Here is a 16,399-nt window from a genome sequence, read left to right on the forward strand (position 1 = left end):
AGCATAAAACTAATGTAATCAATAGCCTTATGCTCATCTATAGGTTAAGAATTGATTTGAGTTACATCAACTTGCAATTTTAGGTGTTGGCCAGGTTGTAAATACTTTTTAACATTGAGTGAATTCCAACGGACAACATCTTTAATCTTTAGATTGAATTTTTGTGCAATGCGTGCAATAGAATCGCCATTTCTTACTCGGTAAGTTATTGTGCGTAACACTTTGTTGCCTGGTCCTGAGCTTGCTATTCCGGTGTTTTGCCATATTACCAGCTTTTTACCCAGACGGAGATTGTCGGTAGGTGCCATACCGTTCCATTTGGCAATACTGCGATGACTAACTTTAAATTTTCTAGCGATATCCCAAAGATTATCGCCAGATTGCACAATGTAGGTTGTTTTTAATTGGCCACGTTTCTTATTTTGCGTCGCTGCGAGCCTCGAATCTGCAGATAATTGATAGTCACTAAGGTTGTTTGATGCGATAGGAATCAATAAAAATTTTCCAGCCCTAATGTTATTACCCTTAAAGCCATTGATTTGACGGATTATGGACGATGTGGTCTGGTGGCGTTGTGCAATTTGGCCGATCGTATCTCCAGACTTAATTTGATATCGGGTCCAATGGAGTCGGTCTTTCTTTGGCGTTTTTTTCAATGCAACTTTAAATTCAGCGGCGCTCTCGACTGGCAGCAAAAGTTTGTAATCGCCATTAGGCGGAGTTGCCCAACGATTGAAACCCGGATTGAGTTGATAAAGATCTTTTAATTTCATTCCTGCAAGCTTTGCTGCTAGTGCAAGATCAATTTGTGAGCCGGTAGCAACTTGTTCAACCTGTAAAGTATTTTCTAATGTTGGCCAGGCGATGCCATATTCATCTGGTGCTTTTAGTAACTTCGCCAGCGCGAGCAGTTTGGGCACATAGTCACGAGTTTCGTTGGGTAACTTTAACGACCAAAAATCTGTTGCCTTACCTAATTTTCTATTTCGCTTGATTGCTCTACCAACTCGGCCTTCGCCTGAATTATAGGCCGCGAGTGCATGGAGCCAATCGCCCTTAAAGTGCTTATGTAGGAACTGTAAATAATCTAAGGCAGCGTGTGTTGACGCTACAACATCACGTCTTCCGTCATACCACCAGTTGTTTTTCAGACCAAAACGCTTTCCTGTGTCGCCAATGATTTGCCACATGCCAGATGCTGCGCCGTGGGAGTACGCAAACGGATCAAATGCGCTTTCTACAATCGGCAGTAATGCGATTTCAAGCGGCATGCCACGTTTTTCAATTTCTTGCACAATAAAAAATAGATAGGGCTCAGCACGATTGGACATTCGCTCTATGTATTTGGGGTGTTTTCGATACCAGTTAAGCTGGCTTGTTACTTGTTTATTATCTGTTTGAGGCAATGAAAACTGCATTTCGATGCGTTGCCATAAGTTAGCGACTTCCTGCGGTGTTGGCGGGAGTACTACGATCGGTTCAACTGGCTCGCTAATGACAGGCTCTGCATGTCTTGGCTCTTCGATTGGCGCTACCACTAATGTCGGTTGTTCTGGTTGTGAGGTCAATTCACAACCAGCTAACGAAGATACTAATAACGTCGGTAGGACGATTTTTCTAACGTTGCTCAAGTTAAAATTCCAATAAACAATAAAATCGCGATATTGTATCGCAATGAACAACTATTCAATAGCATAGATTGAATGAACTATGCATATGGCCGAAAACAGTCGAAGTTTAATGGCCTGAACATGATTATTGCTTAGTGCTTATTGCATTAGAAACTATCTTTCCACTGCCTTAACCATTTAAAGTTTTGATCTAAATTGCTTTGAGCATTGAGATGGATTGCGAATTTGTTATTAAGTGATTCAATAACCTCAGGTTTATTGACTCTAAGAAACGGATTGACGGACAACTCGATCCCAATTGAACTTGGAATTGTTGGCAAACCGCTAGACCGCTTTTCTTCACAGCTTGCGATATATTGTTTAAGTTCAATTGAATTTGGAGAAACAGCTTGGGCAAAATTGAGGTTGCTTAACGTATATTCATGAGCACAATACACGAATGTATCTATTGGCAGTGCAGCGAGCTTCGTAAGAGAATTACTAAACATTTTAGGGGTTCCTTCAAACATTCTTCCGCAGCCTGCAGAGAATAGTGTATCTCCACAAAATAATGAGCTTTCATCAAAGTATGCAATGTGCCCTAGTGTATGTCCGGGCACATCTAACACTTTTAACGTCATCTCAAATGCGGTTATATCGATAACTTCTCCCTCCGTTAATGGATGGGTTACCGTATCTCTTGCTTCTTTTGATGGCCCATAAACTGGCGTATTCGGGAAGTGGGCTTGGAGTGCGTTCACTCCACCCACATGATCATGATGGTGATGTGTGATTAAAATGGCATCGAGTGACAATTTATTATTGGTTAGAAATTCCAATACTTTATTTGCTGATCCGGGATCGACAATAACACATTTATCATTCTGGTCTTGATGGATAGCCCATATATAATTGTCGTTGAAAGCCTTTATTGCAGTGACCTGGTAAGGTGCTGTCATGATTAATCCAAGATTATCGTTTTGTTGTCATGCACTATAACACGTCCTTCCAGATGCATTCTTAGGCCATTTGCCAACACCCGTTTCTCGACATCTTTTCCTAATCGAACCATGTCTTGTGGTGTCATTCGGTGACTAACACGTGCAACGTCTTGTTCTATAATGGGTCCTTCATCAAGGTCTTGTGTAACGTAATGGCAGGTCGCACCAATCAATTTAACACCGCGGTTATAGGCTTGATGGTAGGGCTTTGCACCGACAAAAGATGGCAAAAAGCTATGGTGGATATTGATGATTTGGTGATGAAACTTGTCGCACATATCACTCGGTAGAATCTGCATATAACGCGCAAGTACGATCGTTTGCGCCTCATAATCGTTAATTAAATTACTCACTGATTTAAAGTGTATTTCTTTATCAGCGGTTACCGGTACATGATGAAATGGAATGCCGTACCATTTTACTAAATCTTGAAAATCAGCATGGTTTGAAATGACACAGGCAATGTCACAATCTAAATCGCCACTGTGCCATTGATTTAGAATGTCGACTAAACAGTGAGATTCTTTGCTACACATTAAGATTACACTGTTTTTGCTTTGACTGTCTGTAATCGACCATTCGAGGTTTAACTCTTTAGCAAGCGGTTGAAATTCTTTTTTGAACGCTTCAAGAGAAAGGGTAAAACTTTCACTGGCAACCTCATGGCGCATAAAAAACCAATTGTCTTGAATATCGGTGTGGTGATTAGCTTCGGTGATAGAGCCGTTGTGATTTGCAATAAAATGACTGATTTTAGAAACGATGCCCACTTGATCAGGACAAGAGATAACGAGGCGAAAATGTTTGTTCATGTTAGATAAAATTGAATGGAATGTGTAACGACATTAACACAGTTGATTTGGATTGCGTAAATGAAAAGGCATTTTGTCGACTAAAGCGTTACGTTATTTTGCTATAAGTTAGCTTGTAATGGGATAAAAGCTGGGTAATGATAGTTGAATGAAAAACGAACTGCGCGATCAACTCCAGCTTTTTACCATCGACAGTCCTTGCATTGGTATTTGTGAGGTTAATAACCGTGGGTATTGTAAAGGATGCTTTAGAAGCAGAGAAGAGAGGTTCTATTGGCATCACCTCAGTGATGCCGACAAATCGAAAGTGATTCGGTTATGTCAACGACGCAGCAAAAGAAAGCGAGCGGCCGGAAAAGGTGGCGATGATGATTCCTCACCAAATCTTTCGTTATTCTAATACTATTGGGCGTTTATAGACTGACCATTAATTTCAACACTGTCATCTACCATTAGATAAAGATATAACGGCATTAAATCAAGTGGTGTTTTTAGCGTCTTAGCATCCTCACCTGGGTAGGCTCGAGCACGCATTAGTGTTGCTGTGGCGCCTGGATTTATCGAATTAACTCGAACGTTTGTGCCGCCCATCTCATCCGCAAGCGTTTCCATCATGCCCTCAGTTGCAAATTTTGAGATAGCATAACCGCCCCAAAAAGCGCGACCTTTTCGCCCAACACCGCTCGATGTAAAGACAATAGAACTATTTTTAGTATTACGCATTAATGGTAGTAACGCTTGAGTCATAATAAACGGCGCTTTTACATTCACTTGCATAATATCATCAAAACTATCTTCTTCTACTTCATTAAAAGGGGACAACACAGTGAGAATAGATGCGTTATGTAATAGCCCATCTAAACGCCCGAACTGTTGTTTAATCGTATCGGCCATGTCTTGATAATGTTGGCTCGTGGCGCCCTTTAAATCTAGCGGGATAATTGCGGGCTGTGGATAGTTTGCATTAACGATTTCATCGTATACGGCTTCGAGTTTAGCAACTGTTTTACCGAGTAATATTACCGTAGCACCATGCTCAGCATAGGATAGAGCGGCTTGGCGACCAATACCATCGCCGGCGCCAGTAATTAATATAACACGTTCGTGTAATGCATTTTTATGACAAGTAAAATCAAACATTAAGAATTTCCTGATGATAGGTTTTAGAGCTTTTTACCTAAATGAATTTTGCTCTTTAAACGCTCGTTTTAAATATTCGGCTGAATTTACAGCAAAATTTACTTAAATTAGTGCTTTAAAGGTGTAGATTATTAGCTTTCTTTAGGTTAAGTTGAGCCTAATCTATAACAATTATCCAAAATTGCTCTCGAATTTTCGCGCTATTCTAGCAAGCTTATCGAGAGAATTAAAAATAATAACTAAAGGAAATGGAGAATTTTATGAAAAAGTTACTACTTAGTGTCGCAGTTGCGAGTGCACTAGGGCTAACAGGCTGTGGTGGGGGCGATACCGTTGCCGAAATCAAGCAAGAAGTTATTGATAGTGGTCAAGGTCAGTTACCCTTGTCTCGAATCAGTTTTGATCCAGCCAATGCAGTACTTCCTGTTCCAAATGATTTGCTATTTAGCGGTACAACCGATGGCACCTTAAATATGCCTGGGGAAACGGTTGCCGCAGGCACTCCGATTAACTATTTCGATCCTTCAACTTCGATAGGTGCATTAGACGGTTGGTCAACTGTGGCGCCAATGGCTATTACGGTTGATACAGCAGAGGGTGTAACTGTTGACCCTGTTAGCGTTGCTCAGCAAGGCGCTGTTCGGGTTTTCGAAGCCACATTAGGCGGACCATTATCACCTGACGCGGAATGTACAACAGCGCCGTCTGTAAGTGCTTGTAAAGTGGGTTCAGAATTAACATTTGGTGTTGATTTTGTGACAACTTTATCTGGTAACCAGATTGTAATGGTACCAATTAAGCCATTTAAAGCGAGCCAAGGTTACTTAGTTGCCGTCACCGATCTGGTGATGGACTCAAATGGCAATGCGGTTGCGCCTTCATCGTCGTACGAATCAGTAAGAATAGATGTAAACACTAAACCTTTACCATTACCTAGTCAGCTGAGCCTTCAAACCATTGTAAACTCTTACGAAAATGGATTAGACGGTGCTGGTGTTGATAAAGATAGCCTAATTTATACTGCTGGTTTTACTACTCAGTCAACGAGCGATGTGTTTGATATTGCAAAGTTGGGCATGTTAGCAAATGCTCCTGTAGTGACTCCGTTTACTTCGACGACCTTTAACGCTGGTCAAATTTTGGTTGGTGCAGGACAGATTAATCCAGCTACCGACGCTGGACTACAAGCTTTTCAAAGTGCAAGTCGCGCAGCAATTTATAATGCTACTCTACATGCCCCTCAATATTTGAAAAAACCGACAGCTGACGGGTGTGTGACTACTGCGGATGCACCATCACCAACACCTGTGAATTGCCCTGAATTATTCAGCCGTTTTGAAGCGATGGGTGATAGTCCAATTACAGTGTTAGGTGCATTGGCGTCAGGTGTATTGGCTGGCGAGTCATTTGCGGCCCAATACGCAGCGCAAGCACCAGCTTTTGGTCGTGGCGCCTTTGAAAATAATCCAGCGAATCTAGTCGGTATGACTTTCACAGTTGAAGTGAACGTAGGGGGTACGAAAGTTTCGGTTCCTTTAGACTCAGTCCGTCATCTGACAAAATTTAACCCACTACCTAAAGTTCAATCTATTGCGCAAATTCCTATGCTCATATCGGCACCTAATGTCGGTGTTATTAATGCGGGACGTGCAGCTCAAGGTAAAGACCCAATAGAGATGCCAGCGGCGGGTTGGCCAGTAATGATTTATCAACATGGTATCACAACGACAAAAGAAACATTATTAGCGTTTGCTGGTGCGATGGCAGAGGCCGGTGTGGTTGTTGTTGCTATTGACCACCCACTACATGGAGAGCGAGTTGGTAAAATGACGACGCCTTTGGGGGTATTACCAATTGGTGCATCGGATACCACGTTAAACCGTGGAACACCACAAGAAACAACTATTCCGGGAAATTCTACAACTTATTTAAACTTAGCTAGCCTTTTAACCGCTCGCGATAATTTACGTCAGTCTGAGATGGACCTACTTGCGCTACGTTTAGCATTGAATGCTAAATCAAACGATCCTTCATTGAAAATTGATCCAACTAATGTCAGCTTCTATGGTCATTCTTTAGGTGCGATTACTGGGGTAAGTTTCGTTGCTAATGCAAACAAACCAGTGTTAGATCCTGCATCGGGCGCAGAAATCCCTGGCAATCCTTATGGGATTAAAGCCGCGTCTTTCCTTGCGCCGGGTGGTGGTATTCCGGGCTTCTTACTTGAATCTGGTTCGTTTGGCGGTACGGTTAAAGATGGACTAACAGCATCGTCTACGTTCCAAGACTTGTTATCGGCGGCGGCTACAGCAAAAGGTATTTCAGCTGATCAACTCGCTGCACTTAAAGAAGCGAACGCTCCGGAATACACCGCGCTGGTTGACGGTGTTTATGGACCATTTTCGACTCAGTTTGCGTTCGCTGCACAAACCGCAGTTGACGCAAGTGATCCAATCAACTATGCAACAACAATTGCTGGTAATACGATGGCAATGCATGTAATGGAAGTTGTTGGAGATGGTGCATCTAACTTACCTGATCAAGTTGTGCCAAATCGCGCAGTAAATTCCCCGCTTTCAGGCACCGAACCGCTTGCTGCGCTAATGGCACTTAATGCGATTAGTGAAACAACGATGAATGCGGAAGGCGTTGCAGGTATCGTTCGTTTCACTGATGGTCATCATGGTTCAATTTTGACGAATAGCGTTGAATTGGGCGGTGGTAGTACGGTTGAAGGGAACACTAAGGTGTTGATAGAAATGCAAAGTCGAGCTGGCAACCTTTATCGGAAGTGGCGGTACCGTTGTACCAGTTGCTGATGCCACAGTCGTTAAACAATAAATTAACGGCCTTTTAGAGCAATAAAAATGCCGCAGCTTATTTAAGTTGCGGCATTTTTTTTAAGTAAACGATAATAGCGTCATATCGATGCTGAATACATCCAGTGTAGTATTTAATCTACGGCTTTCGGTTTACGCTTCATAGGAATGTGACCAACTTCAACACGTTCTACAAAAGACTTGTCTAGTTTCTTCGTTTTAGGTTTTGTATTGGCTTGTGACTTAAACTTTTTCTTAATGTCTTTTGGCTTGTTTGTCTTTGGTTTAACGTTTACTGGACGTTTTGGCTTGATGCCTTTGAATTTAGCTTTAAGTCCTTCTAAAGCGCCAAATTTAAACGTTGTTTTTAGTAACAATTGAATTCGCTCTAAACTTGCCCAATCTTTACTACTGACTAAACTCATGGCATTACCTTGGCTTCCTGCACGTCCGGTGCGCCCAATACGGTGAATATAATCCTCAGGATGTTTAGGAAGATCGAAGTTAATAACATGACTCACATGTTTTATATCTAAACCACGGGCAGCGATATCTGTTGCAACAAGCACTTTAGTCACTGTTCGTTTAAAATCGTCCATTGCGCTATTGCGTTGTGATTGAGGTAAGTCACCGTGTAAGGCGGCTGCATTTATCCCTGAGTCACTTAATAGGGTAGCTAAACGCTCTGTATCGGCTTTAGTTGCAGTGAAGATAAGCATTTGCTCAAAAGGTTGTTGGCACAGAGCTTTTAATTGATCTTGTTTATGATCGAGATGATCGCTCAAATACATCGTTTGAGTGATAGCTGAATGTTTATCGATACTACGTCCTACTTCGATACGCTTGGCATCTTGTAATACTTCTACGCTCAGGTTTTTAATCGCTTTGTCGTCGATAGTTGCTGAGAAGAGCATCGTTTGTCGTTTACGATGATCAGCAGCTTTGTTGATATGACGTAGTGCTGTAGCAAATCCCATATCAAGCATACGGTCGGCTTCATCAAGCACTAATACCTCAAGGCCATGTAAGGCAATATGACGATGTTCTAGATGGTCAGCCATACGACCTGGTGTACCGATAATAATATCCGGTTCCTTCTTTAAGACCTTTGCTTGGTCATTAAAACTTTCACCGCCAACGACTAAAAACGCTTTTAAATTAGTGCCGCCGGTTAGCTTTTTGAAGTCTTGATAGACCTGAAATGCGAGTTCGCGAGTAGGGGCTAAAATTAACGCTCTTGGGTCACGTTTTGAGAAGGCTTTTTGTCGTAATAACCGCTGCATAATTGGTAATAAAAATGCGAGTGTTTTCCCCGAACCAGTTTGGGAGGAAGCAAGAATATCTTTGCCCGTCATTGCAACCGGAATTGCTTGTGATTGGATCGGTGTTGGTTGCTCAAAACCAAGGTGTTCGATAGAAGAGGTAAGACGTTTATCTAACCCAAAATTTAAGAATGACAATGGCAATCCAGTGAATAAAAAATGAATGTCGCATTATAAATCTAGTCGCCTAGGAACACCATTTATATTCGACAATAATGCTAACTTCGTCGTTCATTTTCACCATTAAATGATGCCGAGCAGGCAAGAATATTCACCAAATATTAGTTTAGATTACTCAATAAATGGATTTTTATAATCCTATTTTATTTAGGAGGGGTGTTTTTGTCTGATTGCCCTATAAGGTGCAATTTCATTGCTTGCGTTGAATTTGTGACATGCTACACTTGTGATATGTTCAAGTGTTTTTGGTGAGACATGAATAAAAATGAAAGAATTACCGAACATGTTATTGCGATTTGCTCTCCTGAGGTTAAACGCATAAACGACAATGTACTTAAGGGCTTTCATGTACGCTTAGGCGTCGTTAAAAAAGATGGTTCTCGCCTAGCGAGTTACTATTTTTTTTATCGTGTTGGAGGTCGTAATGGACGCCAAGTAAATTATTTTATTGGCAATAGTGAGACAATGGATGCAGGTTTAGCAAGACGAATTGCGTTGCAAATTGAGCCTCATGTAAAAGCTGGAAACGATATTGAAGCAATGAAATTTGCGGCGGAAAAAGAGCAAGTAAAAGTGAAAGAATTTTGGCGCTTTTTAGGGGCTAAATTTATTACTGCAAAGTACAAAAATGGTCATGAAATTTGTCGGTTATTTGAACAGCATATTTTACCTCAAATTGGCAGCGTTCAATTGGCAAAAATCAATCAACGGATTGTTGAGTTGAGAGTTATCAATCCATTGTTAGATGCTAGTAAAATTAGTATGGCAACGTCAGTGATTGTTTATCTTAAACAACTTTTTAAATATGCGGTACAAATGGATTATTTAACGCGCCAGCCGATAGAGAACCTTAGAATAAATAAAGAAATCCAGTCAAATAATGATAGAACGGACAAACAAGAGTTTGCTTTGACGGGGGCTCAACTGAAAGGTATCTATTATCGCGCAAGTAAAATGCCAGCCTCAAATACATATCTATTTACACTGCGTCTTCAAATTTTGTCAGGACAATCGTTAGCGACGATTTGCCGAACGTTTAGGCAAGATATTAAAGGAAATAAATGGCTGTTGAGGGATAGAAATGGTAAATTAAATGGTAAGGTCATTCCTTGCGATGGGCCGTTGAAATCGTTGTTAAAGCAAGGTGTTAAGCAGTTTACGAATGCTCAGAGCTTGTATTTATTACCTGGTAAGGGGGCTCGAAAAAAAGATGATAAAGCAATGGACGCTAAAAGCTTAGCCAAATTGCAACAGCAATTTATTTTTGAGGTACATGGTCGTAAACGTTCGATGAGTAATATGCTCAGGGATATAGAAGCGGCAATGGTCGACATTGGCGTTTCCCCTTTAGTCGTTGCCTATTTGTTCCATCGCAAAGTTGATACCTATTTGGCATTAAACAATGATGATCCTTTGATAGCTGATGGTTTGAACCATTGGTATCGCGGATAGTACAAAGCATAAACAGTTTTATAGTTATATCTCTGTGAGACTGTATAGATGTAGTTAATAAGTAATCAATCGTATATAGAGTAATGAATCCAATGATCAAAGAAGCAATCATTTCACAGATGCAAGTTCAGCCCACCATAGACGTAGACGTTGAAATTGAACGCCGAATCACGTTTATTCAACAACGTTTGATCGAAAGTCATACCAATGCATTAGTATTGGGGATCAGTGGTGGTATTGATTCGACATTAACGGGGCGATTAGCTCAGTTAGCAATAGATGGGTTAAATGAACAGTCTGACAATAAGTATGCATTTTACGCGGTAAGATTACCTTATGGCGAGCAACGCGACGAAGACGAAGCACAATTAGCCATCGCTTTTATTCAACCGACTAAAGCAATTACCATTAACGTAAAAGATGCAGCAGACGCGATTGACCATCAAACATTGCTTAATGACCTAGTGTTAAATACGCAAACGAATCAAGATTTTGTTAAAGGAAATTTAAAGGCCCGTATGCGGATGTCAGCTCAGTATCACGTTGCTGGTTTAGTGGGTGGCCTAGTGATTGGTACTGACCATTCAGCTGAGAACATTACAGGCTTCTATACAAAGTTTGGTGACGGTGCATGTGATTTAGCGCCTTTATTTGGTCTAAACAAACGTCAGGTTAGGGCGCTTGCGTTGAAACTTGGCGCACCAGCGCAATTGGTGAATAAAGCACCTACCGCAGATTTGGAATGTGATAAACCCCAGTTAAAGGATGAAGATGCGTTAGGTATGACCTATGATCAAATTGACGACTTCTTAGAGGGAAGAGTCGTTGATAAATGCATTGAAGATAAATTGATTGGAATTTATCAACGAACTGAGCACAAACGACAACCTATCCCAACGATTTATGATTGATAACAAAAAAACGGCGCTTCATGAAGCGCCGTTTTTGATTGCTAGTCAGTTAAATTTGTTATTTAACGGTTAGCACCTTACAGGTATTAGTACCACCAACAGTTTCCATTGAATCACCACAGGTAAACATAACCACATCACCTTCTTCAACGTGTCCATCGAGTTTTAACTGGGCCATTGCCGCCATTGTTAGTTTGTCATCTTCAATCGTTGTAGAATCAAAGAATACCGAATAGACACCGCGATAGAGCGCTGCAGCGGCTAACGTTGCATGATGACGTGATAAACAGTAGATTGGCATGTGCGAGCTAATGCGCGACATCAATTTTGGCGTTCGGCCTGATTCACTCAATGCAACAATGGCTTTTACACCCTTAAGGTGGTTTGCAGCATACATCGTTGATAGTGCGATGGTTTCTTCAACAGTTACAAATTCCTCTGAAACACGGTGACGAGATTTTGCTATTGAAGGGTGGCTTTCTGCGCCTAAACAAACATTTGCCATCGCTTGTACTGTTTCAATAGGGTAGTCACCGGCGGCTGTTTCGGCTGATAACATCACAGCATCTGTTCCATCAAGTACCGCATTGGCAACATCCATCACTTCAGCACGTGTTGGCATAGGGCTGTTGATCATTGATTCCATCATCTGCGTTGCAGTGATAACGATACGGTTGAGCGTACGAGTACGAACAATAATGTTCTTTTGCACGGCAACAAGTTCTGCATCGCCAATTTCAACACCTAAATCACCACGCGCAACCATCACGGCATCTGAAGCAAGAATAACATCATCAAGTGCTTCGTCAGTCGCCACGACCTCTGCGCGTTCTACTTTTGCGACGAGCTTAGTATTCAACCCAGCTTTTTCAGCAAGATTACGTGCATAACGCATTTCATCGCCATTGCGCGGGAATGAGACAGCAAGATACTCAACGCCAATTTCAGCGGCGGTTAAAATATCTTCCTTATCTTTATCAGTTAGCGCGTCAGCGGTTAACCCACCACCTTGCTTATTGATACCTTTGTTATTTGATAATGGGCCACCGATGACAACCTCAGTAATAACACGGCTTCCTTCAATTGCTGTTACGCGTAATTGAACGCGGCCGTCGTCTAGTAATAATAGATCACCAGGGTCGACATCATTAGGTAGTTCGCTATAATCTAATCCTACTTGATGTTTGTCACCGACGTTTTTATCAAGCTCGGCGTCTAGTGTAAATGTCTCACCAACCGTTAATTCTATTTTTGTTTCTTTAAAGCGTGCAACACGAATTTTAGGACCTTGCAGATCACCTAAAATACCAACATAAGTGTTTAATTTCTTTGCTGCTGCACGAACCATGTTCGCGCGATCAATATGATCCTGAGCGCTACCATGTGAAAAGTTCAAACGGACAACGTTAGCGCCAGCCTTAATCAGTTTTTCTAAAATTTCTGGTGTATCAGTTGATGGCCCTAAGGTGGTTAAGATTTTAGTACGTCTATACATAATTTTCCCAGTATTGTGATTGCCACGTTTATTTGTCGAGTAGTTTATTAAAGCGAGATTCTTTGATCCCTTGCTTAACTTTTTGTAAATTATCGCGGAATTTACTTCCACGACGTAATGTGAATCCGGTTGCCAATACATCAATGATTACTAACTGACCGATACGAGATGCCATCGGCATATATAAATCCGTGTCTTCTGGAATTTCAGTTGAAATCACTAAATTACACTCATTGGCTAACGGCGAGTCTGTCGCCGTGATCCCGATAACCGTTGCATCGTTTTCCTTAGCTATCATCGCAAGTTCAACTAGAGACTTTGTACGCCCTGTATGTGAAATTAAAATGACAACGTCGCCGTCAGATGAATTAATACAGCTCATACGTTGCATTAAGTCATCTTGGAAGCTTTGAACCGGAACGTTGAAACGAAAGAATTTATTAAGCGCGTCTTGCGCAACCACAGCAGAAGCACCATGGCCGAAAAATGAAATCTGTTTAGATTGGGTAAGAATGTCAACTGCACGATTAATCGTTGCTGTGTCAACCATTTGGCGACTGCGGTCAAGACTGGCTAGGGTCGCTTCGTAAATCTTGTTGGTATAATCTTCGACGCTGTCACTCTCTTCGACATGGCGATTGACATACGGTGTACCATTGGCAAGGCTTTGTGCTAAATGAAGTTTAAAATCGGGGAATCCTTTCGTGTCCATGCGGCGACAAAAGCGATTGACAGTTGGTTCACTGACATCTGCAAGTTTGGCTAGTGTAGCAATACTGGAGTGGATAGCTGATTTGGGCGAGGCGAGAATAGCGTCTGCTACTTTGCGCTCTGAGCGACTTAATTTATTTAAATTAAGCTGAATTTGCTCTAAAACATTCATAAAGATTAATGCCTGTAATTTATTTACAGGCAATATGACATAACTACCCCCAGTTTTGCAACGGGGTTCGCACTATTTGTGTAATTAAATTACACAAATAGTGCTCTACGTTCTATTTTGGTGGTTGAAAATTAAGTTTTTGAATTGAATCAAAGAGCTGATCAGCTTTTTTATCCAGTTCATCAAGTGAAACCCCTTTACGTTGAAGCTCCCCTGTTAGCGATGAATAGAGATTCGCCTTTAAGCCATATTTTACCGCAACTTGCGCCCAAATATATGATAATTTAAATTTTTTAGCTTGGTAGTAATACGTTGATAAGGACGCAAATACGCTATGGTCGAGTGTATCTAGATCGTCCTTAGTCAAATATGCTAATGCTTTATAATGAGCGGTCGCTGCTTTTTTACGGTCAATTTTCCGATAATAAGACGCGATCATCATTTGCAGTTCAGTGGTTTGAAGCTTGTCTTGTTTATCTAGCGTTAACAAGCGATCAATCTTAACTTCATCACCGCTTTGCGCCCAGTGATAATACAATAATTGGGGCAGGGTACTGGCTTGCGTTAATTGTTCTAATTTTTCAATTTCTTTTACAGAGTTAACAAAGCTCGCCGCTTTGGTGGGATCACGATCTTTAAGCTTTCTTCGTTTGATGTTTGAAGCGGTTTCAATACATTTACTAAATTTTCGCCAATTGACGAGACTATGATAAAGATTTAGTTCATCTTCTGGTTTAGTAAGCTGTAGGTATCTATTACGTATTAAGGATGAACGCTCTTCTTTGCACCATCCTTTAGTCTCAATATCGCTACAGATAGCTGAGTGATCTTCGCAAATGCCATAGATACTCTTTTCGTCACTGAAGCATCCTGTAAGTGATAACGAAATAATGCTGGTTATCAATGTCGTTTTTTTTGTATTCAACTTTCAGTCCTGATTAAAATATTACATTTTAATAAACCCGCCTAAACGCTAGTAATATCGGGCTTTGTGCTATAGAATAGCCGCCAAAATTAATCGCGTTATTTCATTGAATTTCAGTGAATATTTGACTGATAAATAAAATGATGTAAGCAGGATGTAATTATCCAAAATTAATTACTTTGTATGGTGTAACGTCGATGTGACTTATCGCCAATACGTTGTTAATACCACTTTACGTATTATTTATTTGCATTACAAATTTAGACCACTTATTTAGACCACTTAAGGAAGCTTTAATGACTCAAGATAAATATTTGAACAGCTGGCAAGAGCGTCAGGAACTAGCCGAAGCGATGCAACCATTGTTAGGTAAATTGTTCCGCCGTCAAGGTGTTGAAATCACTGTTTACGGTCGTCCATTATTAACTGCCTCTACGATTGATATTATCAAAGCGCACAGAAACGTTCGTCAGCACACTGGCGAGAAATTACGTTTACGTGAGTCTTTTCCACTACTCGAAGCAATTAATGAATTAAACATTGCCCAAGCGCGCATTGACTTAGGTAAACTCGCGATTAAATTTGCCCAGCAACACGGCACTGACTACGATAAGGCTGTAGAGTTCTTATCTACAGAGCTTAAAGAACTTATCGGTAAAGACGAATCTACCGAGCCGCGTGATGTTGTTTTATACGGCTTTGGCCGAATTGGACGCTTACTTGCGCGTTTGATGATTGAACGTAGCGGACAAGCAAACTTCTTGCGTCTTCGTGCTATTGTTGTTCGTGGTAAAGGTGGTGATCTAGAAAAGCGTGCTAGCTTATTGCGTCGTGATTCAGTCCATGGTCCTTTTAACGGTTCGATTGAAGTTGATGAATCAAACAATGCACTAATTGCAAACGGTAACTATATTCAAGTTATCTATGCAAATTCTCCTGATTCAATTGACTACACTAAATATGGCATTAATAACGCATTAGTTGTTGATAATACGGGTATCTGGACTGATGAAGCTGGTCTTTCTGAGCATCTTAAATCAACAGGAACGTCAAAAGTATTGTTAACCGCACCAGCAAAAGGTGATATCGACAATATCGTTTACGGCGTAAACGATGACATGATTGGTGATGCACGTATCGTTAGTGCGGCAAGTTGTACTACAAATGCTATCACGCCAGTTCTTAAAGCAATGGATGACAAATTTGGCATCATTAATGGTCATATTGAAACGGTTCACTCATACACCAATGATCAGAACCTTATCGATAACTACCATAAATCACCGCGTCGTGGTCGTAGTGCGCCATTAAATATGGTTATTACGTCAACAGGTGCAGCAAAAGCCGTTGCTAAAGCATTGCCAGTATTAGCGGGTAAATTAACGGGTAACGCTATTCGTGTTCCAACACCAAATGTTTCAATGGCTATCATGAACTTGAACTTGAAAGAGGGTACTAACGTTGACGAGTTAAATACTTATCTTCGTGATATGGCACTTCATTCAGAATTACAAGATCAAATTGATTTCACGACATCGAGCGAAATTGTATCGACTGATTTAGTTGGTTCACGTTACGCAGGTGTGGTTGACTCTAAAGCAACAATCACTAGCGATAATAGCTGTGTTTTATATGTTTGGTACGACAACGAGTTTGGTTATAGCTGTCAGGTCGTTCGTGTAATGCGTAACATGCTGGGACTAGATTACCCAACATTACCTCGTTCGTAATCAGCGGTTTAAATTGTGTTAAATTATCAAGCCAATGAAGCAATTCATTGGCTTTTTTTATAGAAAAAATAGTTTAAGACAATTTATTCGCTTATCTGGCTAAAGTCTAACCATGATTG

Annotated in this window: 13 protein-coding genes; 5 read left to right on the plus strand and 8 right to left on the minus strand. The window is 40.9% G+C overall.

Annotation, left to right across the window (positions count from 1 at the left end; translation table 11 throughout):
• Window positions 1-44 precede the first annotated feature (44 nt).
• The 3 genes from ACMAZF_RS09190 to purU all read right to left on the minus strand — a co-directional run bounded on the left by ACMAZF_RS09190 (window position 45) and on the right by purU (window position 3,423).
• On the minus strand, window positions 45-1,631 hold the full coding sequence (locus ACMAZF_RS09190; RefSeq protein WP_435277055.1) for a LysM peptidoglycan-binding domain-containing protein: 1,587 nt from the start codon (window positions 1,629-1,631) through the stop codon (window positions 45-47).
• 146 nt (window positions 1,632-1,777) lie between these two features.
• Window positions 1,778-2,569: a hydroxyacylglutathione hydrolase gene (gene gloB, locus ACMAZF_RS09195; protein ID WP_435277056.1), complete on the minus strand. Its 792-nt coding sequence runs from the start codon at window positions 2,567-2,569 to the stop codon at window positions 1,778-1,780.
• Between the two features lie 2 nt (window positions 2,570-2,571).
• Window positions 2,572-3,423 (minus strand): formyltetrahydrofolate deformylase, encoded by an 852-nt coding sequence (gene purU, locus ACMAZF_RS09200; RefSeq protein WP_435277057.1) that lies wholly within the window; start codon window positions 3,421-3,423, stop codon window positions 2,572-2,574.
• A 148-nt stretch (window positions 3,424-3,571) separates the two neighbouring features.
• Here purU and ACMAZF_RS09205 point away from each other — a divergent pair, with 148 nt between their 5' ends.
• Window positions 3,572-3,823 carry a DUF1289 domain-containing protein gene (locus ACMAZF_RS09205; RefSeq protein WP_435277058.1) on the plus strand — a complete coding sequence of 84 codons (252 nt, stop codon included), beginning with the start codon at window positions 3,572-3,574 and terminating at the stop codon, window positions 3,821-3,823.
• A gap of 2 nt (window positions 3,824-3,825) precedes the next feature.
• On the opposite strand, the gene ACMAZF_RS09210 is transcribed toward ACMAZF_RS09205, so the two are convergent.
• The gene (locus ACMAZF_RS09210; protein WP_435277059.1) at window positions 3,826-4,563 is read right to left on the minus strand and encodes a YciK family oxidoreductase; all 738 of its coding nucleotides are present in this window, start codon (window positions 4,561-4,563) and stop codon (window positions 3,826-3,828) included.
• Window positions 4,564-4,823: 260 nt separating this feature from the next.
• On the opposite strand from ACMAZF_RS09210, the gene ACMAZF_RS09215 reads away from it, so the two are divergent.
• A complete protein-coding gene (locus tag ACMAZF_RS09215; protein WP_435277060.1) occupies window positions 4,824-7,382 on the plus strand; it encodes a VolA/Pla-1 family phospholipase in 2,559 nt (852 codons plus the stop codon).
• Window positions 7,383-7,516: 134 nt separating this feature from the next.
• On the opposite strand, the gene ACMAZF_RS09220 is transcribed toward ACMAZF_RS09215, so the two are convergent.
• Entirely contained in the window at window positions 7,517-8,842 is a 1,326-nt protein-coding gene (locus ACMAZF_RS09220) for a DEAD/DEAH box helicase (protein WP_435277061.1), read from the minus strand.
• Between the two features lie 297 nt (window positions 8,843-9,139).
• On the opposite strand from ACMAZF_RS09220, the gene ACMAZF_RS09225 reads away from it, so the two are divergent.
• Together ACMAZF_RS09225 and nadE are read left to right on the plus strand one after the other, a co-directional pair.
• Window positions 9,140-10,336 (plus strand): phage integrase central domain-containing protein, encoded by a 1,197-nt coding sequence (locus ACMAZF_RS09225; protein ID WP_435277062.1) that lies wholly within the window; start codon window positions 9,140-9,142, stop codon window positions 10,334-10,336.
• A gap of 95 nt (window positions 10,337-10,431) precedes the next feature.
• Window positions 10,432-11,247, plus strand: a complete 816-nt coding sequence (gene nadE, locus ACMAZF_RS09230) for an ammonia-dependent NAD(+) synthetase (protein WP_435277218.1) — start codon at window positions 10,432-10,434, stop codon at window positions 11,245-11,247.
• Between the two features lie 58 nt (window positions 11,248-11,305).
• Here nadE and pyk read toward each other — a convergent pair whose 3' ends face one another.
• From pyk to ACMAZF_RS09245, 3 genes are all read right to left on the minus strand, one after another.
• Window positions 11,306-12,742, minus strand: coding sequence for a pyruvate kinase (pyk, locus tag ACMAZF_RS09235; protein ID WP_435277063.1), 1,437 nt, complete (start codon window positions 12,740-12,742; stop codon window positions 11,306-11,308).
• A 28-nt stretch (window positions 12,743-12,770) separates the two neighbouring features.
• Window positions 12,771-13,625 (minus strand): MurR/RpiR family transcriptional regulator, encoded by an 855-nt coding sequence (locus ACMAZF_RS09240; RefSeq protein ID WP_435277064.1) that lies wholly within the window; start codon window positions 13,623-13,625, stop codon window positions 12,771-12,773.
• Window positions 13,626-13,737: 112 nt separating this feature from the next.
• A complete protein-coding gene (locus ACMAZF_RS09245) occupies window positions 13,738-14,550 on the minus strand; it encodes a DUF2989 domain-containing protein (RefSeq protein WP_435277065.1) in 813 nt (270 codons plus the stop codon).
• A 296-nt stretch (window positions 14,551-14,846) separates the two neighbouring features.
• On the opposite strand from ACMAZF_RS09245, the gene ACMAZF_RS09250 reads away from it, so the two are divergent.
• Window positions 14,847-16,280 carry a glyceraldehyde-3-phosphate dehydrogenase gene (locus tag ACMAZF_RS09250; protein ID WP_435277066.1) on the plus strand — a complete coding sequence of 478 codons (1,434 nt, stop codon included), beginning with the start codon at window positions 14,847-14,849 and terminating at the stop codon, window positions 16,278-16,280.
• Window positions 16,281-16,399 lie beyond the last annotated feature (119 nt).

The sequence above is a fragment of the Psychrobium sp. nBUS_13 genome (assembly GCF_051201665.1).
Taxonomy (GTDB): domain Bacteria; phylum Pseudomonadota; class Gammaproteobacteria; order Enterobacterales; family Psychrobiaceae; genus Psychrobium.

What these genes read in the sequence shown, in the direction of transcription:
- purU (WP_435277057.1), bottom strand. Translation starts at nt 3,423, where the DNA reads ATGAACAAACATTTTCGCCTCGTTATCTCTTGTCCTGATCAAGTGGGC.
- gloB (WP_435277056.1), bottom strand. Translation starts at nt 2,569, where the DNA reads ATGACAGCACCTTACCAGGTCACTGCAATAAAGGCTTTCAACGACAAT.
- ACMAZF_RS09215 (WP_435277060.1), top strand. Translation starts at nt 4,824, where the DNA reads ATGAAAAAGTTACTACTTAGTGTCGCAGTTGCGAGTGCACTAGGGCTA.
- ACMAZF_RS09225 (WP_435277062.1), top strand. Translation starts at nt 9,140, where the DNA reads ATGAATAAAAATGAAAGAATTACCGAACATGTTATTGCGATTTGCTCT.
- ACMAZF_RS09205 (WP_435277058.1), top strand. Translation starts at nt 3,572, where the DNA reads ATGAAAAACGAACTGCGCGATCAACTCCAGCTTTTTACCATCGACAGT.
- pyk (WP_435277063.1), bottom strand. Translation starts at nt 12,742, where the DNA reads ATGTATAGACGTACTAAAATCTTAACCACCTTAGGGCCATCAACTGAT.
- ACMAZF_RS09210 (WP_435277059.1), bottom strand. Translation starts at nt 4,563, where the DNA reads ATGTTTGATTTTACTTGTCATAAAAATGCATTACACGAACGTGTTATA.
- ACMAZF_RS09240 (WP_435277064.1), bottom strand. Translation starts at nt 13,625, where the DNA reads ATGAATGTTTTAGAGCAAATTCAGCTTAATTTAAATAAATTAAGTCGC.
- ACMAZF_RS09250 (WP_435277066.1), top strand. Translation starts at nt 14,847, where the DNA reads ATGACTCAAGATAAATATTTGAACAGCTGGCAAGAGCGTCAGGAACTA.